Annotated in this window: 26 protein-coding genes; 10 read left to right on the top strand and 16 right to left on the bottom strand. The window is 50.0% G+C overall.

What is annotated here, in order from left to right:
- Nucleotides 1-536: 536 nt before the first annotated feature.
- Nucleotides 537-2,537 (top strand): methyl-accepting chemotaxis protein, encoded by a 2,001-nt coding sequence (locus K0504_RS02995; RefSeq protein WP_220102665.1) that lies wholly within the window; start codon nucleotides 537-539, stop codon nucleotides 2,535-2,537.
- A 74-nt stretch (nucleotides 2,538-2,611) separates the two neighbouring features.
- Here the strand turns inward: K0504_RS02995 and K0504_RS02990 are convergent, their stop codons facing one another.
- From K0504_RS02990 to K0504_RS02975, 4 genes are all read right to left on the bottom strand, one after another.
- Nucleotides 2,612-3,490 (bottom strand): phosphoribulokinase, encoded by an 879-nt coding sequence (locus tag K0504_RS02990; protein WP_220102664.1) that lies wholly within the window; start codon nucleotides 3,488-3,490, stop codon nucleotides 2,612-2,614.
- 57 nt (nucleotides 3,491-3,547) lie between these two features.
- Nucleotides 3,548-3,796 carry a YheU family protein gene (locus K0504_RS02985; RefSeq protein WP_220102663.1) on the bottom strand — a complete coding sequence of 83 codons (249 nt, stop codon included), beginning with the start codon at nucleotides 3,794-3,796 and terminating at the stop codon, nucleotides 3,548-3,550.
- Between the two features lie 75 nt (nucleotides 3,797-3,871).
- On the bottom strand, nucleotides 3,872-4,360 hold the full coding sequence (locus K0504_RS02980; protein WP_220102662.1) for a hypothetical protein: 489 nt from the start codon (nucleotides 4,358-4,360) through the stop codon (nucleotides 3,872-3,874).
- 90 nt (nucleotides 4,361-4,450) lie between these two features.
- The gene (locus K0504_RS02975; RefSeq protein ID WP_318837920.1) at nucleotides 4,451-6,427 is read right to left on the bottom strand and encodes an ATP-binding cassette domain-containing protein; all 1,977 of its coding nucleotides are present in this window, start codon (nucleotides 6,425-6,427) and stop codon (nucleotides 4,451-4,453) included.
- A 96-nt stretch (nucleotides 6,428-6,523) separates the two neighbouring features.
- Here K0504_RS02975 and K0504_RS02970 point away from each other — a divergent pair, with 96 nt between their 5' ends.
- The gene (locus K0504_RS02970; protein ID WP_220102661.1) at nucleotides 6,524-6,718 is read left to right on the top strand and encodes a YheV family putative zinc ribbon protein; all 195 of its coding nucleotides are present in this window, start codon (nucleotides 6,524-6,526) and stop codon (nucleotides 6,716-6,718) included.
- 30 nt (nucleotides 6,719-6,748) lie between these two features.
- Here the strand turns inward: K0504_RS02970 and K0504_RS18305 are convergent, their stop codons facing one another.
- Entirely contained in the window at nucleotides 6,749-6,979 is a 231-nt protein-coding gene (locus K0504_RS18305; protein WP_318837919.1) for a SlyX family protein, read from the bottom strand.
- Between the two features lie 13 nt (nucleotides 6,980-6,992).
- Nucleotides 6,993-7,997, bottom strand: coding sequence for a WD40 repeat domain-containing protein (locus K0504_RS02960; RefSeq protein ID WP_220102660.1), 1,005 nt, complete (start codon nucleotides 7,995-7,997; stop codon nucleotides 6,993-6,995).
- 132 nt (nucleotides 7,998-8,129) lie between these two features.
- Between K0504_RS02960 and K0504_RS02955 the strand changes: the two genes are divergently transcribed.
- Complete coding sequence (locus tag K0504_RS02955; protein ID WP_220102659.1) at nucleotides 8,130-8,951, top strand: FKBP-type peptidyl-prolyl cis-trans isomerase; 822 nt, start codon at nucleotides 8,130-8,132, stop codon at nucleotides 8,949-8,951.
- Between the two features lie 84 nt (nucleotides 8,952-9,035).
- Here K0504_RS02955 and rsd read toward each other — a convergent pair whose 3' ends face one another.
- Nucleotides 9,036-9,500, bottom strand: coding sequence for a sigma D regulator (gene rsd, locus K0504_RS02950; RefSeq protein ID WP_220102658.1), 465 nt, complete (start codon nucleotides 9,498-9,500; stop codon nucleotides 9,036-9,038).
- A gap of 572 nt (nucleotides 9,501-10,072) precedes the next feature.
- On the opposite strand from rsd, the gene hemE reads away from it, so the two are divergent.
- The gene (gene hemE, locus K0504_RS02945; RefSeq protein ID WP_220102657.1) at nucleotides 10,073-11,146 is read left to right on the top strand and encodes a uroporphyrinogen decarboxylase; all 1,074 of its coding nucleotides are present in this window, start codon (nucleotides 10,073-10,075) and stop codon (nucleotides 11,144-11,146) included.
- Between the two features lie 51 nt (nucleotides 11,147-11,197).
- Here hemE and K0504_RS02940 read toward each other — a convergent pair whose 3' ends face one another.
- Nucleotides 11,198-11,797: a LysE family translocator gene (locus K0504_RS02940; RefSeq protein WP_220102656.1), complete on the bottom strand. Its 600-nt coding sequence runs from the start codon at nucleotides 11,795-11,797 to the stop codon at nucleotides 11,198-11,200.
- 106 nt (nucleotides 11,798-11,903) lie between these two features.
- Between K0504_RS02940 and K0504_RS02935 the strand changes: the two genes are divergently transcribed.
- The gene (locus K0504_RS02935) at nucleotides 11,904-12,353 is read left to right on the top strand and encodes an Lrp/AsnC family transcriptional regulator (RefSeq protein WP_220102655.1); all 450 of its coding nucleotides are present in this window, start codon (nucleotides 11,904-11,906) and stop codon (nucleotides 12,351-12,353) included.
- A gap of 97 nt (nucleotides 12,354-12,450) precedes the next feature.
- Here K0504_RS02935 and K0504_RS02930 read toward each other — a convergent pair whose 3' ends face one another.
- The 4 genes from K0504_RS02930 to K0504_RS02915 all read right to left on the bottom strand — a co-directional run bounded on the left by K0504_RS02930 (nucleotide 12,451) and on the right by K0504_RS02915 (nucleotide 15,453).
- Nucleotides 12,451-12,633, bottom strand: coding sequence for a hypothetical protein (locus K0504_RS02930; protein WP_220102654.1), 183 nt, complete (start codon nucleotides 12,631-12,633; stop codon nucleotides 12,451-12,453).
- Nucleotides 12,634-12,737: 104 nt separating this feature from the next.
- A complete protein-coding gene (locus K0504_RS02925; protein WP_220102653.1) occupies nucleotides 12,738-13,643 on the bottom strand; it encodes a D-hexose-6-phosphate mutarotase in 906 nt (301 codons plus the stop codon).
- A gap of 98 nt (nucleotides 13,644-13,741) precedes the next feature.
- Entirely contained in the window at nucleotides 13,742-14,020 is a 279-nt protein-coding gene (locus K0504_RS02920; RefSeq protein WP_220102652.1) for a DUF3630 family protein, read from the bottom strand.
- On the bottom strand, nucleotides 14,008-15,453 hold the full coding sequence (locus K0504_RS02915) for a protein adenylyltransferase SelO (RefSeq protein ID WP_318837918.1): 1,446 nt from the start codon (nucleotides 15,451-15,453) through the stop codon (nucleotides 14,008-14,010). The genes K0504_RS02920 and K0504_RS02915 overlap by 13 nt, the downstream gene beginning before the upstream one ends.
- A gap of 128 nt (nucleotides 15,454-15,581) precedes the next feature.
- On the opposite strand from K0504_RS02915, the gene aqpZ reads away from it, so the two are divergent.
- Complete coding sequence (aqpZ, locus tag K0504_RS02910) at nucleotides 15,582-16,277, top strand: aquaporin Z (protein WP_220102650.1); 696 nt, start codon at nucleotides 15,582-15,584, stop codon at nucleotides 16,275-16,277.
- Nucleotides 16,278-16,311: 34 nt separating this feature from the next.
- Here the strand turns inward: aqpZ and recQ are convergent, their stop codons facing one another.
- The gene (gene recQ / locus K0504_RS02905) at nucleotides 16,312-18,156 is read right to left on the bottom strand and encodes a DNA helicase RecQ (protein ID WP_220102649.1); all 1,845 of its coding nucleotides are present in this window, start codon (nucleotides 18,154-18,156) and stop codon (nucleotides 16,312-16,314) included.
- Nucleotides 18,157-18,328: 172 nt separating this feature from the next.
- Between recQ and K0504_RS02900 the strand changes: the two genes are divergently transcribed.
- A complete protein-coding gene (locus tag K0504_RS02900; RefSeq protein ID WP_220102648.1) occupies nucleotides 18,329-19,219 on the top strand; it encodes a fructosamine kinase family protein in 891 nt (296 codons plus the stop codon).
- A gap of 10 nt (nucleotides 19,220-19,229) precedes the next feature.
- Here K0504_RS02900 and K0504_RS02895 read toward each other — a convergent pair whose 3' ends face one another.
- The 3 genes from K0504_RS02895 to K0504_RS02885 all read right to left on the bottom strand — a co-directional run bounded on the left by K0504_RS02895 (nucleotide 19,230) and on the right by K0504_RS02885 (nucleotide 22,086).
- Entirely contained in the window at nucleotides 19,230-20,039 is an 810-nt protein-coding gene (locus tag K0504_RS02895) for an ion transporter (protein ID WP_220102647.1), read from the bottom strand.
- An 83-nt stretch (nucleotides 20,040-20,122) separates the two neighbouring features.
- The gene (locus tag K0504_RS02890; protein ID WP_220102646.1) at nucleotides 20,123-21,094 is read right to left on the bottom strand and encodes a GGDEF domain-containing protein; all 972 of its coding nucleotides are present in this window, start codon (nucleotides 21,092-21,094) and stop codon (nucleotides 20,123-20,125) included.
- Between the two features lie 92 nt (nucleotides 21,095-21,186).
- The gene (locus tag K0504_RS02885) at nucleotides 21,187-22,086 is read right to left on the bottom strand and encodes a LysR family transcriptional regulator (protein WP_220102645.1); all 900 of its coding nucleotides are present in this window, start codon (nucleotides 22,084-22,086) and stop codon (nucleotides 21,187-21,189) included.
- A 104-nt stretch (nucleotides 22,087-22,190) separates the two neighbouring features.
- Between K0504_RS02885 and K0504_RS02880 the strand changes: the two genes are divergently transcribed.
- The 3 genes from K0504_RS02880 to K0504_RS02870 all read left to right on the top strand — a co-directional run bounded on the left by K0504_RS02880 (nucleotide 22,191) and on the right by K0504_RS02870 (nucleotide 24,240).
- Complete coding sequence (locus K0504_RS02880; protein ID WP_225917923.1) at nucleotides 22,191-22,799, top strand: FMN-dependent NADH-azoreductase; 609 nt, start codon at nucleotides 22,191-22,193, stop codon at nucleotides 22,797-22,799.
- Nucleotides 22,800-22,810: 11 nt separating this feature from the next.
- Complete coding sequence (locus K0504_RS02875; protein WP_220102644.1) at nucleotides 22,811-23,671, top strand: pirin family protein; 861 nt, start codon at nucleotides 22,811-22,813, stop codon at nucleotides 23,669-23,671.
- A gap of 104 nt (nucleotides 23,672-23,775) precedes the next feature.
- Nucleotides 23,776-24,240 carry a thioesterase family protein gene (locus K0504_RS02870; protein WP_220102643.1) on the top strand — a complete coding sequence of 155 codons (465 nt, stop codon included), beginning with the start codon at nucleotides 23,776-23,778 and terminating at the stop codon, nucleotides 24,238-24,240.
- The last annotated feature ends 73 nt before the right edge of the window (nucleotides 24,241-24,313 follow it).

The following is a 24,313-nucleotide window of genomic DNA, read 5'->3' as shown; positions in this document are numbered from 1 at the left end:
ACAATCGTCAGACTGCTTATTTGCCCTTCCTTGGAATCGTGGCATTAACCATGCTCGACTTGGCAATAAAACTAACACAAATTTTAATCAGCAAACCAGCTTAATATGAGGAAAACGCGGATTAAATTGCAGGTTAATCAATGAAAGGGAGAAAAACAGCCTTAAGGCCTTCGTCAGCGCCTAGCCTGTGGGCATTCCAGATCAATAAATGAGCCAACATCCCATGATTATTGAGTTATTACTCTAATATCGTTTTAGCTAATTTAGGCTAGTGCGCCGCACCTAGCTTCCGCATAAACTCAAGAAACCGGTTTATTTTTTCACCAGCTCACACTATTTAAAGCCCGTTGCACTATTCATTGATTCGCTGACTTAGGCACCGCAAAATCTAACCAAAATAGTCAGTTATTGAGCAAGGCTGCGCCGCCAATCCAGCATTTGTGAAGGACTGTACTAAGCTTGTTTTTTATAGTGCAGACACCCACAAGTATGCCGCAAGCTCACCCAGAAGGCTGATTGACCAAAAGGCTAAACCAATGAACATGACCTTCATTCAACGCATCTATGCCAGTTTTGGCGTGTTGGTTTTTATTCTTATTTTGACGGGCTTAGTGAACTACTACCTACTATCCCGTTTTAATGAAGGCGTTGAGCAAATCGTCCACCACGAAATACCCAGTCTAGAATCCAGTTCTAATTTTTATAGCGCGCTGCAAACCAGCAACCAAATTATCTCCGATGCGCTAGCTCAATCCACTGCCGCCCAACTTGAGCAATCACAAGCAGCCTATGAAGCTGCCAGCCAGTTGGCCGAAGACGAGTTAGCGTTACTTGCCAATCAAGGGAATCAAGAGCTGATTCAATCGCTGCGTACGACGTTGCCAGAATTGCAGCGCATCTCAGAATTAATGCTCAAAGAACACAGCAATCGCATTGCATTAGAACAATCCAATGGCGAACAAGTCCGTGACATGCTGTTGGAAATGGCTCGCTTCAAGCAGCACTTGCTGGCCAAGAGTTACGCCATCGCCGATGACTATGTGCGCTGGAGCTTTAACGAGTTACTCAACCCATTCGAACAAACAGAAGTGCTGCTGATGAAAGCACTCAACGCTGCCAACCAGAAATCAATCGACTTTTCCGGCGGCCGCATCGAAAAACTGTCACCAATTCTCGATGAAAAATTTGCCAACTTAATGGAAGAGATGGCCATTTATCAGGATTCTCGCACCAACTATCAAGCCGAATTTGAACCGCGCTGGCAAGCCATCAAGCAAGATATATTACTCTCGCAACAAGGCGCATTTAATCAGTTTCAGGCATTGGTAAAAGTGCGAGATAGCAACGAACAAAACAAACTCAGGCTGTTTGAACTCCAACAGCAAGCCGGTAGCACCGTTAAGCAGTTAATCGCCGAAGCAGATACTCGCATTAATAAAGCCAGTGATAGTTTGGCAACCCAATATAACCGTGGCATTAGCATTACGCTGATTGCGGTGCTTGCCTCGGTAGCCATTGGGTTGCTTGTGGGCTTTCGTATCAGCCAACTGCTTCGCCGTGCAGTACGTCACGTTGGCGGCGCGCTGGAACAACTCAGCGACGGCGACATGACCGCTCGCTCCGGCTACTCGTCAGTCGATGAGTTTGGGGAAATTGGCAATGACGTTAACCGACTGGCCGAGCGCATGCAGCGCTCATTGAGTGAAATTCATGCCACGTCGTCCCGCCTCAGTGAGCTCGCACAAAATAATAATCACTTATGTAGTGATGCCGAGCAGCGTCAAATGAGCCAGTCGCAAAATATTTCGATGTTGGCTACCGCCATGGTGCAAATGGAAGCCAGCTTTGCTGAAGTCGCACAATTGGCTTGCGACACCGCCGATCAAGTATCTAACGTTGAGAAGTCGGCCAAACTTGGTAGCGAAATCATGGCGCAAACCATTGATAGCACCAATGTGGTATCCGGCGAGCTAGAAAGCAGTGTCGAACGGATCCGCGATGTGGAGCATTACAGTGAGCAAATTGGTGACATTCTGAATGTGATTCGCGGCATTGCCGAGCAAACCAACCTGCTGGCGTTAAACGCTGCCATTGAGGCGGCTCGTGCCGGTGAGCAAGGGCGAGGGTTTGCAGTGGTTGCCGATGAAGTCCGCCATCTGGCGCAACGCACCGCCGAGTCCACCACCGAGATCCAACAGCGTATCGAGAATTTGCAGCAGAGCATTGATGGTGCCGGTAAAGTCGTGCGAGAAGCGCAAAACAGCATGGGCAGAAACTTGGAAAAAGTATCCGATGCCGATACTGCCATGGGTACCATCCAATCGGCCATGTCTCAAATTGCTGATATGGCCGCCCAGATCAGTGCCGCCACGGAGGAGCAACGGGTAACCTCACAAGATATCACCCGCACGGTCAGTGAAGTGAATGACACTGCTGATGCCAACTCCCAGCTAATTGGCCAAGTCAATGAAGCCAGCGACCAACAGGCTTCTATGGCCGAAGAGCAGCAGCAATTGGTGGGGCACTACAAGGTATAAAAAACGGCCCCTTGCTTGGTATGTAGCAAGGGGCCGTTGTTATTCCGTGATTCGTTGTGCGACGAGCGAGTGGCTTAATACTCCATCGCCTTGCGTTTTTTCTCGAGCAATTCATCCAGCAGCGGTGTCAAAATCAACTCCATGGCAAAACCCATTTTGCCACCTGGCACCACCAATACGTTTAGTCGCGACATAAACGAACCATCAATCATTTGCAGTAGATATTGAAAGTCGATGCCTTGGGTTTCCTGAAACCGAATCACCACAAAACTCTCATCCAGCGAAGGAATATTTTTGGCGGCAAACGGATTCGAGGTATCGACCGTTGGTACACGCTGGAAGTTAATATGGGTGCGAGAAAACTGCGGGGTAATGTAGCGCACGTAGTCTTCCATACTACGCAAGATAGACTGCGTTACCGCTTCGCGAGAATGACCACGCTCGGTGGTGTCGCGAATGATTTTTTGCGTCCATTCCAGATTAATAATGGGCACCATGCCCACCAGCAAATCAACATGCTGCCCCACATTGTGCTCTTCGGTAACAACACCACCGTGTAAACCTTCGTAATACAGTAGGTCGGTATCTTCCGGCAAATCTTCCCAAGGAGTAAACGTCCCCGGCATCTGGTTGTAGGGTACAGCCTCATCAAAACTATGCAGGTAACGGCGGACTTGGCCCATGCCATTGTCACCATAGCTCTTAAAAAACGTTTCGAGCTGACCAAAGTCGTTGGCTTCTGGGCCAAAGTAACTGATGTGTTTGCCCTGCTCCTGAGCTTTGCGGATCGCCATGTCCATTTCGGCGCGAGAATATCGGTGGAAGCTATCACCCTCAACCAGAGCAGCATTAATATTGCGGTGGCGGAACATGTGTTCAAACGCGGTGCTAGCAGTGGTAGTACCGGCTCCAGACGAACCAGTAATAGCAATAATAGGGTGTTTAACCGACATGGAAGGCCTTTGAGCTAAGAATGCGGTTCATATTGTTGTCAGGCTGGCGCCGTAAAATCAAGTTTCGTCAACGTCCGCTTGATATTGGCTGGCGGCAAACTTGTCAGCCGGCACGAGATCAACACTGTCGTGCAGCTCAGAATAGAGCAGTACCGCAAGACCCGAACGAAGCTGACTGAGTACCTGCTGAACTTTTTCCTCAAGGGTAACTTCTTCACCACCGTAATCAGTCCCTTCGCGAAGCACAAACGATTCCGCAATGGCGTGGAGGGTTTCTGGGGTTAGTTGATCAATGGGGATTTGCATTAGTGCTGTTTCAATCCGGGCAATGGCGCTTTGAGGTTGAGCGCGACACTACCCGAATTTGGAGGTAGGCGACAGTTAAACTTGGTTATCGATAATTTGACCGATGGTTGGATTACTTTCCGAGCCCTGCTCAGTTTGACTGTAGAGGTAGGCTGGGGTGACATTATCGGTTGCCACACGATATTGAGTTTCTGTCACCTGAATATCGCTTGGCGAAATGGTGTTGCTATCGCGATCGGCCTCACCATTGCTGGCAGACGTCACATAAGCATCAACAACACGCTGTGTTTGATTGTAATCGGCGACTCCAACGGCAGCCTGTCGCTGTGCATCCTGAACATTCTGCTCTTGCTGAGCGATGTCGGCACGACGCGCTTCCACCTGATCGATAAGCTCTCGCTGCTCTTCCGGCGACAATTGCGGGCGTTCGTTTTCTGGGATTTCAGCAATAGGAGGCTGAACCTGTTCACGGTTGTCAACAGGCGTTTGTGGCTGATTATTGTTGCTCAGCACCTGCTGTTGAGTGCTGTAACCAAAACTGGCTGCTGGTGAAATAGATGTCATGGGGCCTCCTAACTACAACTCGAGATACTTTTTATTCGAACACTAAGTATACGTAAAGTTCCCTGAACCGGCGCTGAATTTGTACAAATATTATTCAGCCACCTGTTCATGTTTCGCTACAAGCTCTTCCATTTCGGCAGTATCAGCAAGCCAAGATTCTTCATGATCATCCAATTTCCTTTGGACATCAGCACGTTGTTGGATCAACTTGGCTAACTCTTGCTTGTTACTGTCTTCGTAAATGGCCGGATCAGCCAGCCGTTGCTCTAACTCATCAACTTGCCCTGATAATTTGTCCATGGCCTTTTCATGGCGTTCAATCGATTGGCGTAACGGACGAGTTTGCTGACGAAACTCAGCATCTCGGCGTTTTTGATCTTTGCGGCTTTGCGCTGGTGTTGGCTTATCACCCTGAATCGACTGCTCTTCAGGCAATTGCACCAGCTTTTGATAATCCGTCAAGTCACCTTGATAAGGGACGACTTCACCATTGGCCACCAACCAAAGTTCATCGGTGGTAGACGTAATAAGATCACGATCGTGCGACACCACCAATAGCGCACCTTCATAGGCTTGCAGCGCAAGTTCTAACGCATGGCGCATTTCCAAATCGAGGTGGTTGGTGGGTTCATCAAGCAGCAGTAAATTCGGTTTTTGCCAACAAATCATCGCTAACACCGCGCGGGCTTTTTCACCTCCAGACATAGTGGCTAATTCGCTCAGCGCATCATCGCCATGAAAGTTAAAGCCACCCAAGTAATTACGTAATACTTGTTCGGTCTGATCGGGGCTTAATCGTTGCAACGCGAGTAGCGGTGACACATCGCCATCAACTTGCTCAAGCTGATGCTGGGCAAAGTAACCAACAGCCAATTTTTCACTGCTGTGCTGAGCACCATTGAGCACCGCCAAACTACCCGCAAGCGCTTTGATCAAGGTACTTTTGCCGGCGCCATTGGGGCCAATTAAGCCAACTCGCGAGCCAGGCACTAACGACACATTGACCTTGTTGAGAATCTTGCTGTCGCCGTATCCCAAATCGGCTTGTTCGATACTTACTAGCGGATTTGGCAGGTGGGCAGGGCTTGGAATGGCAAACGAAAACGGGCTGCCAACATGAGCTGGCGCGCTGGCCTCGAGCCGCTCCAAAGCTTTAATTCGACTTTGGGCTTGGCGCGCTTTGGTTGCTTTGGCGCGAAACCTGTCAATAAACGACTGTAAATGAGCACGCTGACGCTGCTGCTTTTCGAATTCAGCAGCTTGCTGGGCAAACCGTTCTGCTCGTTGACGTTCAAACGACGTGTAATTGCCCGAATAGGTCACGATGGTACCACGTTCAATATGCGCAATGTGGCTGATGATATTGTCAAGGAAGGTACGGTCGTGACTAATCATCAACAAGGTGCCATCGAACCGTTGTAACCAACGCTCAAGCCAAAGTACCGCTTCTAAATCAAGGTGGTTGGTGGGTTCATCAAGCAGCAGTAAATCAGCTCGGCAAATCAACGCTTGCGCCAAATTCAAACGCATCCGCCAACCACCTGAAAAATCACTGACGGGCTTTAGTTGTTGCTCATGGGAAAACCCCAGACCTGACAACATAGCGCCAGCTCGAGCATGAATGCTGTAGCCGTCAATTGCCGCCATTTTGCCGTGCAACTCAGCTTGGGCACTGCCATCGTGTGCTTGTTCTGCCAGCGCCAATTGATCAGCTAGATTCTGATATTCCGTATCACCCGCAATCACGTAATCAATGGCCGAAACAGGTAATGCTGGCGTTTCCTGAGCCACATGGCCAATGCGCCAGCTCGGCGTAATCTTCACGTCACCTTTACTGTGTTCAAGTTGCCCAAGCAACAAGGCAAACAAAGTCGACTTACCACAACCATTACTACCCACCAGCCCTACTTTATGGCCGTCTGGAATATGCAAGTTGGCATCTGTTAGCAAAGCCTTAGGGCCTCGCATTAATTCAATTTCCTGACACTGAATCATCAGAGTCGACTCCGCTTGGTAAACACGAAAAAAATGCTGACTGGATGCCAGCGCGGCAATGGTAACTGACAAAGTGACGTAGCCCAAATTCAGTTGAGCAAATCAGCTGGAGCCCAACGCAAGGTCTGCGTACAATCAACGGCACATCAACAACGTTAAGAAGCCACAATGAGCAAACCGAAACGACGCTTTATTGCCGGAGCCAGTTGCCCCAAATGTCAGCAGCAAGATGCTTTGGCACTTATCAGCACCGAAGACTCAAGTTATGTGGAATGTGTGGAGTGTGGTCATGTGCAACATGAACCAGGTAGTGACAACCAAACGCCAGGCTTGATTGCCACGTTTAACCCAAATCAAGATTAAATTAGTCGCTCATCGCGGACGCGGTGGCCTTTAGTAATGAGGCGGAGGCGTTTCTTCTGACTCACTCGCCATATTTGAGCCTTTCAAGTCATTGACTTGACGGAACATGAGTTTGACTTGCTGTTGCAGCTTATCGATCAATTCCTGATGCGCACTCACTTCCTGGTTTAAATCAGCAATGGTGGTGTCTTGGAAAGCCAATTTGGTTTCCAGCTCTTCAATGCGTAGTTGCAATTGTTCGGTCGATTCCGAGGTTGTCACAGCGAAGTCCTTACTACTTAACTTGATCCGGTAGCGGCCAAGTTTCGGTGAAGCCAGCCGAGCTGATGCTATACAGCCACTGGTCGGAAAAGGCGACATCATACACCACTGCGCTTCGCCAACGGTTATCGGATTGCGTACCTACTTGCCAGCTCTGCACTTTTTGACCCGTTTCCACATGCCACAACGCTAATTCTCGTGACGGCGATCCCGTTGCTAACCATTGCCCGTCTTTAGAGAAGCGTGCAGCGCTGAATACTTGTTGGCGAGCCTTGAAATTCAGATTACTGACCATATCACCGGAAGGAATGCGCCAAATTCGTGCCTGCTTGAGACTATCAGCGGTAAACACATAACGGCCTTGCTGATCGAAGCGAACTTGAGTGACACGGCTCGGATGATTGAACTGTTGAATGATTTGTGCGGTCTCAGTACTCCAGAGCTTGGCGCTGTAATCACTGCCACCGGTAATGGCATAGAGGCCATTAGCCGATAAGTCGACCGCATTGATTTTTTCTTGATGACCGAGAAACTCAAGGCGACGCCCGGTAACGCGGTTGAGAAAAACGGCGCGGCCATCTGTCAACCCGTACAAAATATTGTCGCCGCTGTCGTCAATGGCGATATCGCGTAAACGACCAGATGGCGTGGAATACCAGCCTAATGATTCACCGCTGGCGGTTGACCAAACGGCAAATTCGGCTTCCGAGGCCGTGATAACAAACTCGCCATTAGGCGAAAATCGGATGAGATAAACAGGACTCGAGTTTTCACCAAGTTGCCATTGGTAAATGAGTCCTTGTTTTTGGTTGTCCCAAAGCGCTAAGTTATGGTGGATCGAGGCATGAATAGCCCACCGGCCATCGGCAGATAGCGCCGCAGCAGAGCTTCCTTCAGCCGTTTGTTCAATTCGACCGGCTGGCTGATCGGCGCCGCTGCAAGCCAATAGTAATGTGGCTGTGGTAAACAGAATGACGAGTTGACGTAACGCGTGCGAGCTTGCGTACACAAGGTTCATAACAAACAGAAGTTTTTAGGCCCTAACGGCATGATAGCGCTAGTAAAGTTGTTTCGCTATTCGCCGTGTGGAATAACCAGAGAATTTTACCGTCAATGACTGACGGCGATTCACATCAGGAGTAATACATTAATGAAACGTCTTGCATTAGGCACAGCGGTAGTCGCAGCAATGCTGGCTGTTGGTTGCCAAAAAGATCAGGCAACTACACCAGCACCAGAAGCATCAGCCGAACAAACTCAAGCTGCGGCAGTAGCCTTTGCTTCAGACCGAGAAAAGCAATCTTATGCCACGGGTGCTTTCATGGGCCAGCAAATGATTCGTATGCTTGAAGCCTACAAAGAGCTCGGCATGGAACTCGATGCCAAGCTAATCGAGCAAGGCATTGTTGCTGGCCTGAACGGTAGCAGCCAAATTGATGAAGCCGGCCTGCAAGAAGTGTTAACTGCACTTGAGCAAGAGCGCATGACCAAAGTGCAAGAGCTGCAAGAGAAAGCACAAGCAGAACGCGACGCTGAACTAGCAGCCAACAAAGCCGCCGGCGACGCATTCTTGGCTGAGAATGCTGCCAAAGAAGGCATCATGGTGACTGAATCAGGCTTGCAATACGAAGTATTGGCCGCCGGTGAAGGTGACTCGCCAGTTGCGACCGACCAAGTAAAAGTTCACTACCGTGGTACCTTGATTGACGGCTCTCAGTTCGACAGCAGCTACGATCGTAATGCACCAGCCGTATTCTTCCTCAATCAAGTTATTCCTGGTTGGACGGAAGGCGTTCAGTTAATGAAGCCTGGCGCTAAGTACAAGCTGTATATCCCGTCTGATCTTGGTTATGGCGAAATGGGTTCACGCGGCGCGATTCCAGGTAATGCGGCATTAATCTTTGAAGTTGAATTGTTAGAAATCAACCCAGAGCCAGCTGAAGCACCTGCGGCAACGCCTGCTGCAGAATAAATTTCAGGCATACAAAAAGGCGCTTCGGTGAATCACCGAAGCGCCTTTTTTATTTACATCGAATGAAGTCGTTGATCTTGCCGATTAAGCTGACTGCGGCGACGTCGACGCCAAATTGCCAATCAGCGAGTCTTCTAATTCAAAGCGCTGCGACAGCGCCTCGCCAAGCTGGCTTAAGTCATCATCAAGCGAGCCCAGCTCGTCATCGACGGGCACTTCGCCGTAGCGATCATTAAAGTTCAACACAATGTCAGTGCTGGCATTAATACCCGGATAAACTTTTGCCGCAAGTTGTTTGGCCTCTGGGTTCTGTTCGTCCACGAGTTTGTCATACATTTCAAAATGACCTGCAGAGGTGTAATCAAGCAGATCGGAACAAAATTCCTTCAATGTTTTGGCGTCCGGCAACTCTTGCTCATGCTCAAATGGCTTGAGGCCCGCCAGCTTGCAGTATTGCACCAGAACAGTTTCACGATCCGCCAGCCAGTTATCTATGGCCTTATTGGCGCCGCCCCACGCTGCCTGCGCTTTTTCCAATCGTGTCAGCATCTAGGTTCTCCAAACTCGTTTGATCAGCTACTCATTCACATTGAGCTTAACTATCTTGATAGTCAATGTCTTATTGTTTTGTTACGGAAGTATGGCAGTTACTACAGGAAATTGCCCGATGATCTGACCAGATCGTTGCTGGAATCACATGAGTAAAGACGGTCGTTATGAGGTGTTATTTCGTCGCCCTAAAAGACAGGCAATAAAAAAGCCTCACTATCCAGTGAGGCCCTAATCTGCGAAGGTACAGTCTCGTTGTGACGAGATTCTTAGTTGTTTTTCGCTAGCTCGGGTGAATTTTTACCACTGCCCTGTTTAATCAGCAACTTAGTGGCGAAGAAACTATGGAAAGCTTCACAAATATATCGGCTGAATATTTACTCGAGTGATCTAGCGCCAATAGTTAATTTGGTTCGCCTCTCGAACCAGAAAGTTGGCACCGAAAACTTATTTTTCAGCCGGCGAAAACCGCCCGCTGAACAAATTGCCAACAATGATTTGGCGCGGATAACGTTCGACTCCGCGCCAAAACAACATATAATCGCCACAAAACCAGTTAAAAAAGACCCTACATGAGCCAGTTAGAAAATGATCGTTATTTGCGCGCGTTGCTACGCCAACCAGTAGACCGAACCCCAATTTGGATGATGCGTCAGGCTGGCCGCTATTTACCAGAATACCGTGCCACTCGCGCCGAAGCGGGTGACTTTATGTCGCTGTGTAAAAACGCCGAATTGGCTTGTGAAGTCACATTGCAGCCATTACGCCGCTTTCCACTTGATGCAGCCATCCTGTTCTCCGACATTTTGACCATTCCCGATGCGATGGGTTTAGGGCTCTATTTCGAGACTGGCGAAGGACCTAAGTTCAGCAAACCCGTCCGAACGGCTGCCGATGTAGCAAAGCTTGCCGCACCGGATCCAAACCAAGAATTGCAATATGTGATGAATGCGGTCAGCACCATCCGCCGTGAATTGAAAGGTTCCGTGCCACTGATTGGTTTCTCGGGCAGCCCTTGGACACTGGCGACCTATATGGTTGAAGGTGGCTCCAGCAAGACCTTTAGTAAAATTAAGGCCATGGCGTTTGGCGAGCCAGCACTCATGCACCAGTTACTGGATGTTGTTGCAGACTCAGTGATCAGCTATCTCAATGCTCAGGTTGAAGCCGGCGCTCAAGCATTGATGATCTTTGATACTTGGGGCGGCACCTTGTCAGGCCCTGCCTATCGCGAGTTCTCCCTCGCCTACATGCAGAAAATCGTTGATGGCTTAGTACGCCATGCCGATGGTCGCACCGTTCCTGTTACCTTATTTACCAAAAACGGTGGTCAATGGCTTGAACATATGGCCGCGACCGGCTGTGATGCGCTGGGCTTAGACTGGACCACCGAATTAGGCGATGCGCGCGCACGTGTTGGCGATCAGGTGGCACTACAAGGCAACATGGATCCGTCTATGCTCTACGCGCCTAAGCCAGCCATTGAACAAGAAGTGGCACGACTGCTCGCTTCATACGGCAAGGGTACAGGCCACGTATTTAACCTGGGCCATGGCATCCATCCAGAAGTTGACCCCGAACACGCGGGCGCCTTTATTGCCGCGGTACAAGCGCAAAGTGCGGCGTACCACCAAGGCGAGTCATAACTAAAACTTTCCAGCTAAAAAAGCCCGCTTTGCGCGGGCTTTTTTAGCTGATTAATTTGCCATGAGCATGGGATATAAAGAGCCCACCAGTAACAACGCCATAGCGACATTGAACCCTCGTAACCATTTCGGGCTCGCCAGTATTTGCTGCATCTGCTTACCGAGCATAAGCCAACCGCCAATGGTTGGAAAATTCACCAAACCAAACACCAGAGCCACAAGTAACACCGCTTCAAGGTTTTGATTGGGGGCATACACGGTCATAGCAGTCACCGCCATGGTCCATGCCTTCGGATTCACCCACTGAAATAATACCGCTTGAATAAAACTCATTGGTTTAGCACTAGCCGACGAGCTTGCGCTGGCAGGTTGCGCGGTTGCAATCTGGTAAGCCAAATAGAGTAAATACAACACACTCAAGATCTGCAATAGTTGAAAGCTCAGCGGCACCGCCTCAAACACTTCCATGATCCCTAGCCCAACGATCACCACCATTAGACAAAAACCAATATTCACACCCAGCATGTGTGGAATCGAGCGGACAAAGCCAAAGTTCGCACCAGACGCCAACAACATCAAATTGTTCGGCCCTGGAGTGGCAGAGGACACCAGCGCAAATAGGGAAAGAGCCATCAGCAATTCGATTTCCATCTGACTTCCTTCTACAGACTTAATTAGACGAAGCCATAGACTAATGAGTATTGGGCGAAATATGATTGCTAAAATTGCTTAGATAGAACGCTTCACGCAATAAAATATGAATATTGACAAGTTTAACGAACAAATATTGCAAGAGTTACAAATCAATGGCCGGATCACCAATGCCGAGTTGGCAGAACGTGTCAATTTATCTCCGTCGGCCTGCTTGCGACGCGTTCAAGAAATGGAACGCCAAGGCATCATTAAAGGGTACCGAGCGGTACTCGATGCTCACAAGCTGGGGAAAGGCTTTTTGGCATATGTCGCCGTGAGTTTATCTGAGCATACAAAACAGGCTCAACAACGGTTTGAGCAAGCCATTATCCAGTCAGACGAAGTACTCGAGTGTCACAATGTGACCGGCTCTTATGAGTATTTCCTGCGTGTTCAAACGCGCGATTTGATGAGCTATAAACACTTCCATACCGATGTGTTGGGGATGATCCCACAAGTGGCAACCATTAGTACTCATGTGGTAATGGAGTCACCTAAAGACGAGCGCGCCTAGCCTTTGCGCTCTAATTGATCTTAAAAGCCAGGCAACAAAAAAGGCAGCGGAGGCCGCCTTTTTTAAATTGGGTCAACTAACTGCTTGGAAACCACGGCTAAGCCGCATAGTACTGCAGATATTCCTTTAGATGACGTTTGATACCGTTGAGCTGCACATCTGAAAAGACAGCGTCTCCGTTATCTTCCACACATGCCAGTAAACCGTGTAAAACAGTATCTGAAATCGTTTCGTAGTGTGGGTTAGCGCGTAATAAAACAAATGCTTCTGAAGTTGTCATAACGCCTTTTTGCTCCTTGCAAAGACTTAGGACAATTTTTAACCGCTAGCTAAGCTAGCGATTTTAATTAGCAAAAGCAACACTTTACTAACAATAATTGCTTGTTATTCAACGACATTAATGACTTGAATCAAGCGATGACTAGCGCCTGGCTGCAATGTGTGACAGTCGTCACCTGAATTGACCGCCTCAATGCACACCATGTGGTGGTATCCGTCGTCCTCAAAATCAGCCATGGCAGCAGCTTTATCAGTCCACGGATTCCACACCACCGTTGTACTACTACCTTGTTTGGCAACGGAAATCTTACGCGTACTGGCGTCATCATGAATCAAGCAGCGCCCTGTTGTTTCGCGATAAACACGATCAACTTCCTCATCAATCAGGATATCCCCGCGCTGGATTAAATCGTCTTGGTGGCTGACTTTATCGTCATACACCACCTGATCAAGGCCTTCGATGCGAGTTTGGGCAATATTGCCAACGGCAAAATAGCTGTGCAGCGCGCCACCAACAGTCGCAGGCACATCATCACAATTGGTCGTGATCAGCTCTAACGTTAACTCAGTGGCCACAGTTACTTTCAAAGCGAGTTTGAACGCATGAGGCCACAATTCACGTGAAGCTGGCGTATCGGTGAGCACAAAGGTCAGCTCGGTAGCGCCCGATGGTAACTGCGTGGCATTTTCTAGCTGCCAATTCTGATTGCGGGCAAAGCCATGTTGCGGCAAGTTGCTATCGGTAGGATGAGGGCCGAACCAAGGCCAGCATACTGGCACGCCACCGCGAATTGCCTTTCCTTCCGTAAATTGCGCTTGTGAACTAAGCCATAACACCGGACGCTGTTGTTGCGGTTGAAACGAACAAACATGGGCGCCATGCAGACAAATGCTCGCTTGCGCCAGTTCATTGCGAACAGCAATCATAATAAGACCGCTGTTTGTGGCACTGAACTCAAGTTGTGGTAAATGCTGGTAGTCCGCTTGAAGCTGGATCAGTTGCGAAGTCATAGAAGCTACGTCCAATTGTATGAATGAATTCGTGAACATGTATTTTGGCCATGGTAAACAGCTCTTCGTTCACAGGCCAGCCACATGCCAATGTTAAGTTAATCAAGGCGCAGCAACAGCTGCTGCCATTGCGCCGGATCATCCGCTAAAGGGCCCGTTGCCGTTAGCCAAAAACCACCGCTAAACCAATCATAATGCAACTGAATCAGCGCGCCTTCGAGTCGCAAACAAGCAAACCAAACATCTGCTCCCTCACTTTGTTCGCTCAGCTCGGCACCAAGTTTGCCAGCAAGCTCGGCCGCTTGCTGTTCAACCGCATCCACATCGTCACAGCTAGACGCAATGAATTGGCTGTTGACGGGTTCTAACTGCTGCATGAGATCTCCAACTGCTTGCTCCAATCTGGCGGTAACGCAGCATATTGCTCAAATTCGGCCAGTTCAGCAAAGGGCTGATGCAGGACCTTCTGCAATTGCGCAATGCCCGAGTAGTCACCTTGTTCGGCTTGCTCAATGACTTGTTGGGCGAGGTAATTGCGCAGCACATAATTAGGGTTCGTCATGAGCATGTGTTGCTGCCAATGGTCACTATCCCCTTGCGCTAAGCGCCGTTGGCGATAAGCCTGCCACCAAGCTCGAAACCCATCTCGGTCAACCCAGTCATCTTCCATTGGTGTACGCGCGTCATCAACGCGCTGCTGACTCAACTGGCGCAGGGTGCGGGTAAAATCCTGCCCCTCAGCTTGCATCAACGTAAACAAGCCATTGAGCATTTCACCGTCATTCTGTTGGATTTCTGCTAAGCCAAATTTAGCCGCCATTAACTGGCTGTAGCGCCCCAATAAAGCGGGCTCATAGCGCGCCAATGCCTGCTCGGATTGCGCCTTGGTAAGCAATGGCGATAGCGCCAACGCTAAACACTGTAAATTCCAATAGCCGATGCTCGGTTGCTGAGCATAGCTATAGCGGCCGCCATGATCCGAATGATTTGGCACATAACCGGCGTTGTAACCATCCATAAAGCCATAAGGGCCATAGTCAATGGTCAACCCAAGCAGCGACATGTTGTCGGTATTCATGACCCCGTGGGTAAAACCAACCGCTTGCCACTGAGCAATTAATTGAGCGGTGCGCTCAACCACTTGAATGAACATGTCGAGATAGGGCGCTTCGCTGTCGGTGCATTCGGCAAAGTGATGCTCAAGGGCGTAATCGGCCAGCGCTTTAAGTTTCTCATGCTCATTGCGATGAAAAAAATACTCAAAGTGCCCGAACCGCAAATGGCTTTCAGCAACACGCAGCAGCGTGGCGGCTGACTCCATGGTCTCGCGGCGTACGGGGGTGTCACTGCCAATGACACACAAAGCTCGGGTGGTTGGGATCCCCAACGCTTGCAACGCTTCAGATGCCAAAAATTCGCGAATACTCGAGCGCAAAACCGCACGACCATCGCCAAAACGCGAATATGGCGTTTGTCCTGCGCCCTTTAAATGTAAATCCCATAACTGCGCTTGCTGCGTGCAAATTTGCCCCAACAATAAGCCGCGCCCATCACCTAGTTGCGGCACATATTGGCCAAACTGATGACCGGCATAAACCTGCGCTAAAGGTTGCGCACCGGGAAGCGCTTGTTGGCCAGAAAAATAGCGGCACAGGGCATCTTCATCTGCTTGTTTGGGTAAATCGAGCAATGTTGCGGTCGCCGAGGAATAAGCCACCAGCCGCGGGTTATCAACGGCACTGGGCGCAACTTCGCTATAGCTACCTTTAAGTTGCCGGTACCAGCGGTTATCGAATTGCCAATTTTCCACATTAATTCCTTGAGTGGTGAGATTCATAAAGCTAGTACGGTGAAAAAACTATCAGCGATTAAATCACGACTACACTTGAGCTTAGCGTTTATCTACGCCTCTCTAACAATCTAAAAAGGACTTCTCTTATGCCTCTTTCGAAAAAGCTACTTGCCGAATTCTTCGGTACCTTTTGGCTGGTATTAGGCGGCTGTGGTAGCGCCGTCTTAGCCGCGGCCTTTCCCGACGTCGGCATCGGCTTGCTGGGCGTCAGCTTAGCATTTGGCTTGACCGTGTTAACGATGGCCTTCGCTATTGGCCATATTTCTGGGTGCCATTTAAATCCAGCAGTGTCTGTTGGACTTTGCTTAGGCGGACGTTTTTCCAGCGCCGAATTAGGCCCATATATCATCGCTCAAGTGATCGGTGGTATTGCCGGCGGCGCAGTACTTTACGCCATTGCCTCGGGTACCGCAGATTTCTCATTGGCCGGCGGTTTCGCGTCCAATGGTTTCGGTGAGCATTCGCCTGGTGGCTACAGTATGACAGCGGCCATTGTCTGTGAAGTGGTAATGACGATGATGTTTTTAGTGGTGATCATGGGTGCCACCGACAAACGAGCGCCAGCGGGCTTTGCGCCCATTGCGATTGGTCTGTGTCTGACCTTAATCCACCTGATCAGCATTCCGGTCACCAATACATCGGTGAATCCAGCGCGTAGTACCGGTGTTGCGGTATTTGTGGGTGATTGGGCGGTAGCGCAGCTGTGGCTTTTCTGGCTGATGCCCATCATTGGCGGCGCCCTTGGCGGTCTGATTTACAAGTTTATGGCGCGCGAGGATTAATCGCCAAGCACGCTACACCAACCGATTAGAACAGCTAACGTTCTAATAAATGGGCGCAAATGGCGGTGAGGAAATCATCGCCATATTTGCCCAGCTTGGTTCGTCCAACTCCAGTAATTGCCAGTAACTGACTATCGTTCGTTGGTTTTTGCTCGGCCATTTCCACCAGCGTTGCGTCAGAAAAAATCACGTAAGGCGGCACACCATCGCGATCGGCCAAGGTCTTGCGCACACTTCGCAAACGTTGAAAGAGCGGCCGATCCGTATCATCCAAACCCAGTTGCAATGAGCGCTTATCTTTCACCCGCAATCGCGGTACAGCCAGTTCCAATGGTTGCTCAGCGCGTAAAATAGGGCGCGCCGCTTCGGTGAGCATTAATGCGCCGTGACGGGTTACGTCCTGACGTAATAAGCCCAAATGAACTAGCTGGCGGATCACCGACAACCATTGTTCATGACTATGGTGCGTACCAATGCCGTGCGTTGATAGCTGTTGGTGATTGTGACGCCGAACTTTTTCATTGTCAGAGCCGCGTAACACATCAGCAATATGGTGGGCCGTGTAACTTTGTTCGGTACGGTACACACAGCTGAGCGCCATTTGTGCATCCTTGAGCCCATCATAAAGTTTTGGTGGGTTCAGGCACACATCGCAATTGCCACAGGCTTTTTGAGCGGGCTCATCAAAGTAATTCAACAACACTTGGCGGCGACAGGTTTGTGCTTCGCAAAACGCGCCAATGGCATCAAGCTTGTGTTGCTCAACCTGACGTTGCTCAGGATTTTCAATGTTGGCAATAAAGCCAATGATGCGCTGTCGATCGGCCGGGTCGTATAACATCAAAGCCTCTGATGGCAATCCATCACGCCCTGCTCGCCCGGTTTCCTGATAGTAAGATTCAATATTTTTAGGCATGTCGTAATGCACCACAAAGCGCACATTCGACTTATTGATGCCCATGCCGAACGCTACCGTTGCGACCACAATATCCACTTCATCACGCAGGAACTGATCTTGCACCCGATGCCGCACTTCCGGCTCTAAACCGGCATGATAAACCGCGCAGCGCATTGCATGGTTGTTCAACCGTTCTGCCACCTGCTCACAACGAGCTCGGCTGCCGCAATAAATAATACCGCTCTGGCCACGGCGCTCGTTTAAGTAATCGAGCGTTTGCTTGAGTGGGCGGTACTTGTCTTCTAGCGTGTAGCGAATGTTGGGGCGATCAAAACTACCAACGTGCAGCAGCGGCTGAGGTAATTGCAAACGGCTGACAATATCTTGCTGAGTGGCCGCATCGGCGGTGGCCGTTAGCGCCATGATCGGCAAATTTGGGTAGCGCTGCTTAAGTTGACCAAGAGCGGCATAATCAGGCCGAAAATCGTGGCCCCACTGGGAAATGCAGTGCGCTTCATCCACAGCAACAAACGCTAGCGGCATATCGGCCAAACGGTCTAAAAACCGATCTCGAACAAGCCGCTCGGGTGACACATACAAGAGATCTAGCTCGCCGTGATGCGCTTGATTTAACGTTTGTACTTGTTGCTCGCGGGGAATATTACCGTACAAAGCCGCGGCACGAATGCCCATGTTTTGCATCGAATCAACTTGGTCTTTCATCAGCGAGATGAGTGGCGAAACCACCAATACCAAGCGCTTCATAACTAAAGCAGGCAGCTGATAGCAAAGCGATTTTCCTGCGCCCGTCGGCATGATCACCAAGGCATCTTGACCATTACAAATTGCCGATATCACCTGCTCTTGGCCAGGGCGGAATTCACTGTAGCCAAAGACACTTTGTAAGGTTCGCGGCAACTGAGCTAGTGCGTTAGCTGAGGTTAGCGTGGCAGAAGGCGTAAGGGCAGCGTCGGCAGGCATGGCGTCCAGAATAAAATCAACAACAAGTCATCAAAGAGCCGCCCATTGTACCGACTGCAGATCCCGCAGCAACGGGAATTCTAATACCACGGCAACTTTCCCAGCTAATCTGCTGATTTTGGTTATATTAATTTGGACGGACCATTTCGACAGAACAATAGAGGAATGAACCATGCAATGGCATGCAGATGAACACGCGCAGATCGAGCAAGCGCTGAAAGCACAGCTAGGAACTCGCTTTGCGATTAGTCAGGCTGAGCCAGTCTCTGGCGGTGATATCAATCAAGCCTATCGGCTGCATACCACCGCTGGCGCAATGTTCATTAAGCTCAACCGAGCGGAACGGGCCGCCATGTTTGAGCAAGAAGCCACAGGGCTCGCCGCCATCGCTGCCACTCAAACCATTCGGACACCACAAGTCATCGCCACCGGCGTCACCGAACACCACGGATTTCTAGCCTTGTCTTGGCATCAACCACAACCTGCGGAAGCTCGCGACTGGCAGCAACTCGCCGAACAGCTAGCCGCGCTTCATCTCGCCGATGCCGCAACCGACAACGCCAAACCCTTTGGGTTTATCCGCGATAACTTTATCGGTACCACGCCACAACCCAATAACCAGCACTCATATTGGCCCGAATTTTTTGCCGAGCAGCGCATTGGTCACCAGCTGTCATTGTTGGGCGATCAATTACCCCTGCCGACTCATGATGTCTGCCAAAAAATCGCCCGTATTTTGGCGCGAAACACGGTCAAGCCAGCATTGCTGCACGGTGATTTATGGGCGGGGAATATTCTATTTGATAGCGCTGGGCCACTGCTCATTGACCCAGCTTGCTACGTTGGCGATGGTGAAGCCGACATTGCCATGACATGGTTGTTTGGTGGCTACCCGACGGGCTTTTATGACGCCTACCGCGCCCATATCACCAAACCTGACGACTTTGAGATCCGTCACCAAATTTACAACCTGTACCACCTACTCAACCACGCTACGCTGTTTGGAAGCCACTACCTAGCGCAAGCGGAGGCAACGATCGACAACATCATGCGTCACCGCTAACCAGCTACCGCTACTTGCGTGTGGCCTGCTCTGCTAACTGCCGTTTCAACGCTAGCAACTCGCGATGCACATCAACTATGGTTGGCTCGCCGGCATGTGCGGCGGCATCTGCGGCTTTGTTTTCGTTTTCGATAACATTGACCACAATACCGATCACCATATTCAAAAACGCAAACGCCGTTAAACAAATGAAGGTTAAGAAATACAGCCAACTCCAGCCGTAAACCGCCATGGTTTCGTACATCACATCCGTCCAATCTTCGAATGTCATCACGCGGAACAGCGTTAACAACGAGATAGCGATATCACCCCACAGGGTTTCATTGACCGATGCAAATAGCGTGGTGCCGATAGCTGCGTAGATGTAGAAAATCACGAACATCATCAGCAAGACATAACCCAGTTGCGGCAGCGCCTTTAGCAACGAGTTAATCAGCAGTCGTAGCTCTGGAATAATGGACACCATTCGCAGCACCCTGAACACTCGAACAAGGCGAGCAATCAGCGCCATGTCGTGGTTGCCAACCGGGATCAGCGACAACATGACGACAAAGGTATCGAATAGGTTCCAACCGTTTTTGAAGAAGTCGCGCTTACGCGGCTCGCCAATAAAGCGAATGGAAATTTCCAGCAAGAAGAAGATGGTCACCGCCCAATCGAGCACATTTAAGCTACTCAGCAACCATTCCGGCACATCAAAGGTTTTTACCCCGATGACCAGCGCCGAAAAAATAATGACGGCAATCACTATCAGTTCAAACAGTTTGTTGCTGCGCAGCCGCTCAAAACGGTGCTGTACGGTATCAAATATCGTGGTCATGAAATGTCTGTCGCCACACTAAAACAAGAAGCAGATGCGGCTGATTTAACCATCATCTGCAGCGGCTGACTAGATGTAACCGGCTAAATGGACAGGTGTACGATGGATTGCTTGTTGTGATACATGAGCTGATCACCATCGGCCAACAAGGCATCAACGGTGTCATGTTTGAGGGGATCGTATTGCACTGCGCCACAAGAAAACTCAATCTCGTAGCCATCTCCGCTATTGATGTTGTGGAGCTTGAGCGCATGGGCGAATTTTTTCAACACACCCATGGCAATTTGACGGCGCGTATTGGTGAACAACACAACAAACTCGTCGCCGCCAATACGCGCAAATAGATCTGACTCGCGGAAATTTTCGCGCATGACACGGGCAAAAATCTCGAGCGCCCGATCACCTTCGGCATGACCAAAGGTGTCATTAATCTCTTTAAAATGGTCTAAATCGAAAAATACCAAGGTGGCCGGAATATGTTCGCGGGCGAATAAACTTAAACTGTGCTCCGCCAGCACGGTAAACCCACGCCGATTACTGATCCCGGTCAGTTCGTCCATGGTCGCCAATTGAAACGCCGCCAACTCACGTTCCACCATGGAGGCTAAGTCCACCAACGTTTCCATTTCAACGCGGCAAAAATCGCGCGGCTTAGAATCGATTAAACATAATGTGCCCACCCGCAAACCATTTGGTGAGCGCAACGGACAACCAGCATAAAAGCGAATATAAGGCGCACCGGTTACCAGTGGATTGTCGCAGAAACGTTCATCTTCTAACGCGTCGGTCACCAGCAGCACTTTGCTGTCAAGAATAGCGTGACCACAAAAGGATACATCGCGCGATGTTTCCGTCGCATCTAAACCTGCGCAAGACTTAAACCACTGGCGCTCGTCATCCACCAAGCTCACCACCGCAATGGGCACGTCAAATACCCGCTGCGCAATACGGGTAACCCGATCAAAACGCTCTTCATTCGAGGTATCAAGAATATTGAGTGAGCGCAGTTCAACCAAACGAGCAGCTTCGTTGTTTGGGCGACTTGGTTTTTTCACGTAGCTCTCCAGCATCCGCAACGATATTTAATTGACTCAGCCAGTATAGGTGAGCCATTGCAGATTCAAGGCCGCTAAACCCGTTTCTGTGACTACGTCTTTACCATTCGCTCGAAGCAATCATCAATAGTGTTAGCTAGCTCAACTACCGCCGGGTTCGCCGCATCTTGTAAGGTAAACACACGATTCACCACATAGCCTTTGCGCGCAGCCATGGTTAACGGAATGACTTGCAGCCGCCCATCCGCCAGTTCATCGACAACATGGCTCAGCGGAATAAAGGCAAAGCCAAGCCCCTGCTTGACGATATCAATAGCGGTGCCGAAATAGCTGACGGTCCAGCGCTCCTCGGCCTGCAACCAGCCGACATCGATGGTGCGTTTAGTGCCGCCATCACGTAATACTACTTGGCGAAATTGCTTCAATTCATCGGAGCTAACTGGCTGCGTCTTACTCGCAAGCGGATGAGCGGGGCTCACCACACAGGCCATCGATGATTCAGCCACCGGTTTGCCGATAAACCCTGGTAACACTCGCACCGAGTAGACTAAGTCGGCCGTGCGCTCAAGCAATGCGTCATCAGTGGCCGATAAGGTCGTTTCAAGGAGTCGGATCCGAGTCTCAGGATGGTGTGCTGAAAACTCAGCAAGGCCAGCAATGATGGGTGCCATGTCGACCACGGCATCAACCGCCAAAGTCACCTCCGCTTGCCAGCCTGCGGCTAGATAATTAGCGTGCGCCTCAACGGCATGAGCCTGATTCAATAAATTGGTTGCCTGTCGATAAAGCACTTTGCCTGCGTCGGTAAGCACAGCCTTGCGCCCTTGTTGTGCCAGCGCTGGCGTTGGTAGTTGCTGCTCCATTTTGGCAATCGCATAACTCACCGCAGACTGACTTTTATTCAGCATCTCAGCCGCACTGGCAAATGATCCGCAGTCCACCACAGCCTTAAAAGTGGCCCACTGTTCAAGCGAGATTCGAGGTAATGCCATGTTTAATTCATCAAAAAAATAGATTTATAAGAGCAAATATTAGCAACATTCAATCGATTTATCCGTTCTATGATCAGCTTATCGTCATTCAACAGGAACAGACCATGAACATGAAAAAATTACTTCGCATCGATTCAAGCGTATTTGGTGAGCAAGGCGTTTCAAGCCAACTGGCCGACACGCTAACGCAGCAATTACAGCACCAAAACCCAGCACTCAAGGTCAGTCAACGAAACTTCGCGCAAGACCCAATTCCTCACTTGGATGGTGCTGCGATCACCGCACTCATGACACCGCCCGAGCAGCGTAGTGATGACCAACAACAGTTAGTTTCATTTGGCGATCAATTGATTGCCGAAGTGCGCGATGCAGATGCCCTAATCATTAGTGCACCCATGTACAATTTTCAGGTGCCATCGATGCTCAAAGCTTGGTTTGATCATCTCGCACGTGCCGGAAGTACCTTCAAATACACGGAGAACGGTCCAGTCGGTTTACTCAACAACAAGCCTGTCTATGTGATCACCACGCGCGGCGGAATTCACCGGGATCAATCAACGGATACAATCGAAACATTTGTCACCACCATGCTGAAATTCATCGGTTTGACGGATGTTCACATGATTTTTGCCGAGGGGCTAAGTATGGGCGATGCCACACGTCAGCAAGCCATTGAGTCCGCCCACCAACAAATCGCCAGCATTGCTGCCTAAGGAAAATGATCATGACCAACAGACCGGTGCTTGAAATCATGACAGCTCGCTCAACACGTGATGGCGACGGGGTTCATTTATTGAGGGTGTTCGGCGGGCCTCGACCAGAGCGTTTCGACCCTTTTTTAATGCTCGATGATTTTGGTTCAGACAGCCCTTCTGACTACATTGCGGGCTTTCCACCGCACCCTCATCGTGGCTTCAGGACAATGACCTATATGCAACAGGGCCACTTTGAACACCGCGATCACATGAGTCATGTTGGCGAAATTCGTGATGGCGGCGCACAGTGGATGACCGCAGGACGCGGCGTGATTCACTCGGAAATGCCAAAACAAAGTGAAGGCCAATTAAGAGGCTTTCAATTGTGGCTTAACCTTCCCGCGAAAGACAAAATGATGGCGCCGGACTACCAGAATATTCAGGCAGAAGACATTGCAACCCATGTCATAGACGGTCTAATCATTCGCGCCATTGCCGGTAACGGAACACTCAATCAGCAACCCGTTACCTCGAATACAACAATTGCCGATACCGCGCCACAGATTTGGTTTTTGTCCAACCCACAATCGCAACCGGCTTCCGTGACCATAGCTCAAGCAGATCAGCGCACGGCCTTGCTCTATGTCAGTGAAGGCGAGGTCAAACTGGCTTCGTCCAACACGCAGGCAAAACAACATCAATTGGTTCGCTTTGGTGAACGAGGCCACTTAACGTTTGAGCTAGCGCCGGCGGCTAGCGTCATGCTGTTAACGGGACAACCGCTGCACGAGCCGATTGTGCAACACGGACCCTTTGTGATGAATGACATGGCCCAAATCGAGCAGGCAATTCGAGACTACCAAACGGGCTCGCTCACTGATGCCGCATGATTGGTAAAACTCACAGTTTTGCGTACTCGACTGGACACAACTGGTCAGTCCACTAATCTCGACTCCATAAGATGAATGGTCAATGAGAGAAAAATAGAGGACGCATGGACACAATAAACCCCGCTGAGCGCTTGGATCTAGTGGCTGAATTGTTCGATGAGGGCATGGCCTTTGACAAGGTCATTGGCCTCAAAGTCGATCGTTATGATCCCACTGGTGCTCAATTGAGTTTTCGTGGCAAGCCCGAGCTTATTGGCAACCCAATTCATAAAATCCTCCACGGCGGGGTCATTGCAACTGCCCTCGATGTTGCTGGCGCCGCGGTCACTTTTGCCGCAGCACTGGCCCGTATGCCAGCCATGCCAGAAAGTGAATTGCGAGAAAAGCTGGCGCGTATGAGCACCATTGATCTTCGTGTCGATTATTTACGGCCTGGTCGCGGTGATGTATTTACGGTGACTTCACACATTATCCGCACCGGTAGCAAAGTCGCCGTTGCGCGTATGGAGCTGCACAACGAGGACGGAACTCATATAGCTTTCGGCACCGGCACTTATATGGTTGGCTAGTCCCTTACGCGGTCGATTGCCACAATCATCCCTTCCTACAGCGCAGGCTCAATCATCTTGGTGCCAGCTGTAC

It is taken from the genome of Neiella holothuriorum (genome assembly GCF_019457915.1).
Lineage (GTDB): Bacteria > Pseudomonadota > Gammaproteobacteria > Enterobacterales > Neiellaceae > Neiella > Neiella holothuriorum.
Note: the sequence above shows the minus strand (reverse complement) of the source record. Positions and strands in the feature narration are given on the sequence as shown.

Excerpts from the sequence above, each read along its gene's own strand:
- K0504_RS02995 (WP_220102665.1), top strand. The coding sequence starts at position 537 with ATGAACATGACCTTCATTCAACGCATCTATGCCAGTTTTGGCGTGTTG.
- K0504_RS02990 (WP_220102664.1), bottom strand. The coding sequence starts at position 3,490 with ATGTCGGTTAAACACCCTATTATTGCTATTACTGGTTCGTCTGGAGCC.
- K0504_RS02985 (WP_220102663.1), bottom strand. The coding sequence starts at position 3,796 with ATGCAAATCCCCATTGATCAACTAACCCCAGAAACCCTCCACGCCATT.
- K0504_RS02980 (WP_220102662.1), bottom strand. The coding sequence starts at position 4,360 with ATGACATCTATTTCACCAGCAGCCAGTTTTGGTTACAGCACTCAACAG.
- K0504_RS02970 (WP_220102661.1), top strand. The coding sequence starts at position 6,524 with ATGAGCAAACCGAAACGACGCTTTATTGCCGGAGCCAGTTGCCCCAAA.
- K0504_RS02960 (WP_220102660.1), bottom strand. The coding sequence starts at position 7,997 with ATGAACCTTGTGTACGCAAGCTCGCACGCGTTACGTCAACTCGTCATT.
- K0504_RS02955 (WP_220102659.1), top strand. The coding sequence starts at position 8,130 with ATGAAACGTCTTGCATTAGGCACAGCGGTAGTCGCAGCAATGCTGGCT.
- rsd (WP_220102658.1), bottom strand. The coding sequence starts at position 9,500 with ATGCTGACACGATTGGAAAAAGCGCAGGCAGCGTGGGGCGGCGCCAAT.
- hemE (WP_220102657.1), top strand. The coding sequence starts at position 10,073 with ATGAGCCAGTTAGAAAATGATCGTTATTTGCGCGCGTTGCTACGCCAA.
- K0504_RS02940 (WP_220102656.1), bottom strand. The coding sequence starts at position 11,797 with ATGGAAATCGAATTGCTGATGGCTCTTTCCCTATTTGCGCTGGTGTCC.
- K0504_RS02935 (WP_220102655.1), top strand. The coding sequence starts at position 11,904 with ATGAATATTGACAAGTTTAACGAACAAATATTGCAAGAGTTACAAATC.
- K0504_RS02930 (WP_220102654.1), bottom strand. The coding sequence starts at position 12,633 with ATGACAACTTCAGAAGCATTTGTTTTATTACGCGCTAACCCACACTAC.
- K0504_RS02925 (WP_220102653.1), bottom strand. The coding sequence starts at position 13,643 with ATGACTTCGCAACTGATCCAGCTTCAAGCGGACTACCAGCATTTACCA.
- K0504_RS02920 (WP_220102652.1), bottom strand. The coding sequence starts at position 14,020 with ATGCAGCAGTTAGAACCCGTCAACAGCCAATTCATTGCGTCTAGCTGT.
- aqpZ (WP_220102650.1), top strand. The coding sequence starts at position 15,582 with ATGCCTCTTTCGAAAAAGCTACTTGCCGAATTCTTCGGTACCTTTTGG.
- recQ (WP_220102649.1), bottom strand. The coding sequence starts at position 18,156 with ATGCCTGCCGACGCTGCCCTTACGCCTTCTGCCACGCTAACCTCAGCT.
- K0504_RS02900 (WP_220102648.1), top strand. The coding sequence starts at position 18,329 with ATGCAATGGCATGCAGATGAACACGCGCAGATCGAGCAAGCGCTGAAA.
- K0504_RS02895 (WP_220102647.1), bottom strand. The coding sequence starts at position 20,039 with ATGACCACGATATTTGATACCGTACAGCACCGTTTTGAGCGGCTGCGC.
- K0504_RS02885 (WP_220102645.1), bottom strand. The coding sequence starts at position 22,086 with ATGGCATTACCTCGAATCTCGCTTGAACAGTGGGCCACTTTTAAGGCT.
- K0504_RS02880 (WP_225917923.1), top strand. The coding sequence starts at position 22,191 with ATGAACATGAAAAAATTACTTCGCATCGATTCAAGCGTATTTGGTGAG.
- K0504_RS02875 (WP_220102644.1), top strand. The coding sequence starts at position 22,811 with ATGACCAACAGACCGGTGCTTGAAATCATGACAGCTCGCTCAACACGT.
- K0504_RS02870 (WP_220102643.1), top strand. The coding sequence starts at position 23,776 with ATGGACACAATAAACCCCGCTGAGCGCTTGGATCTAGTGGCTGAATTG.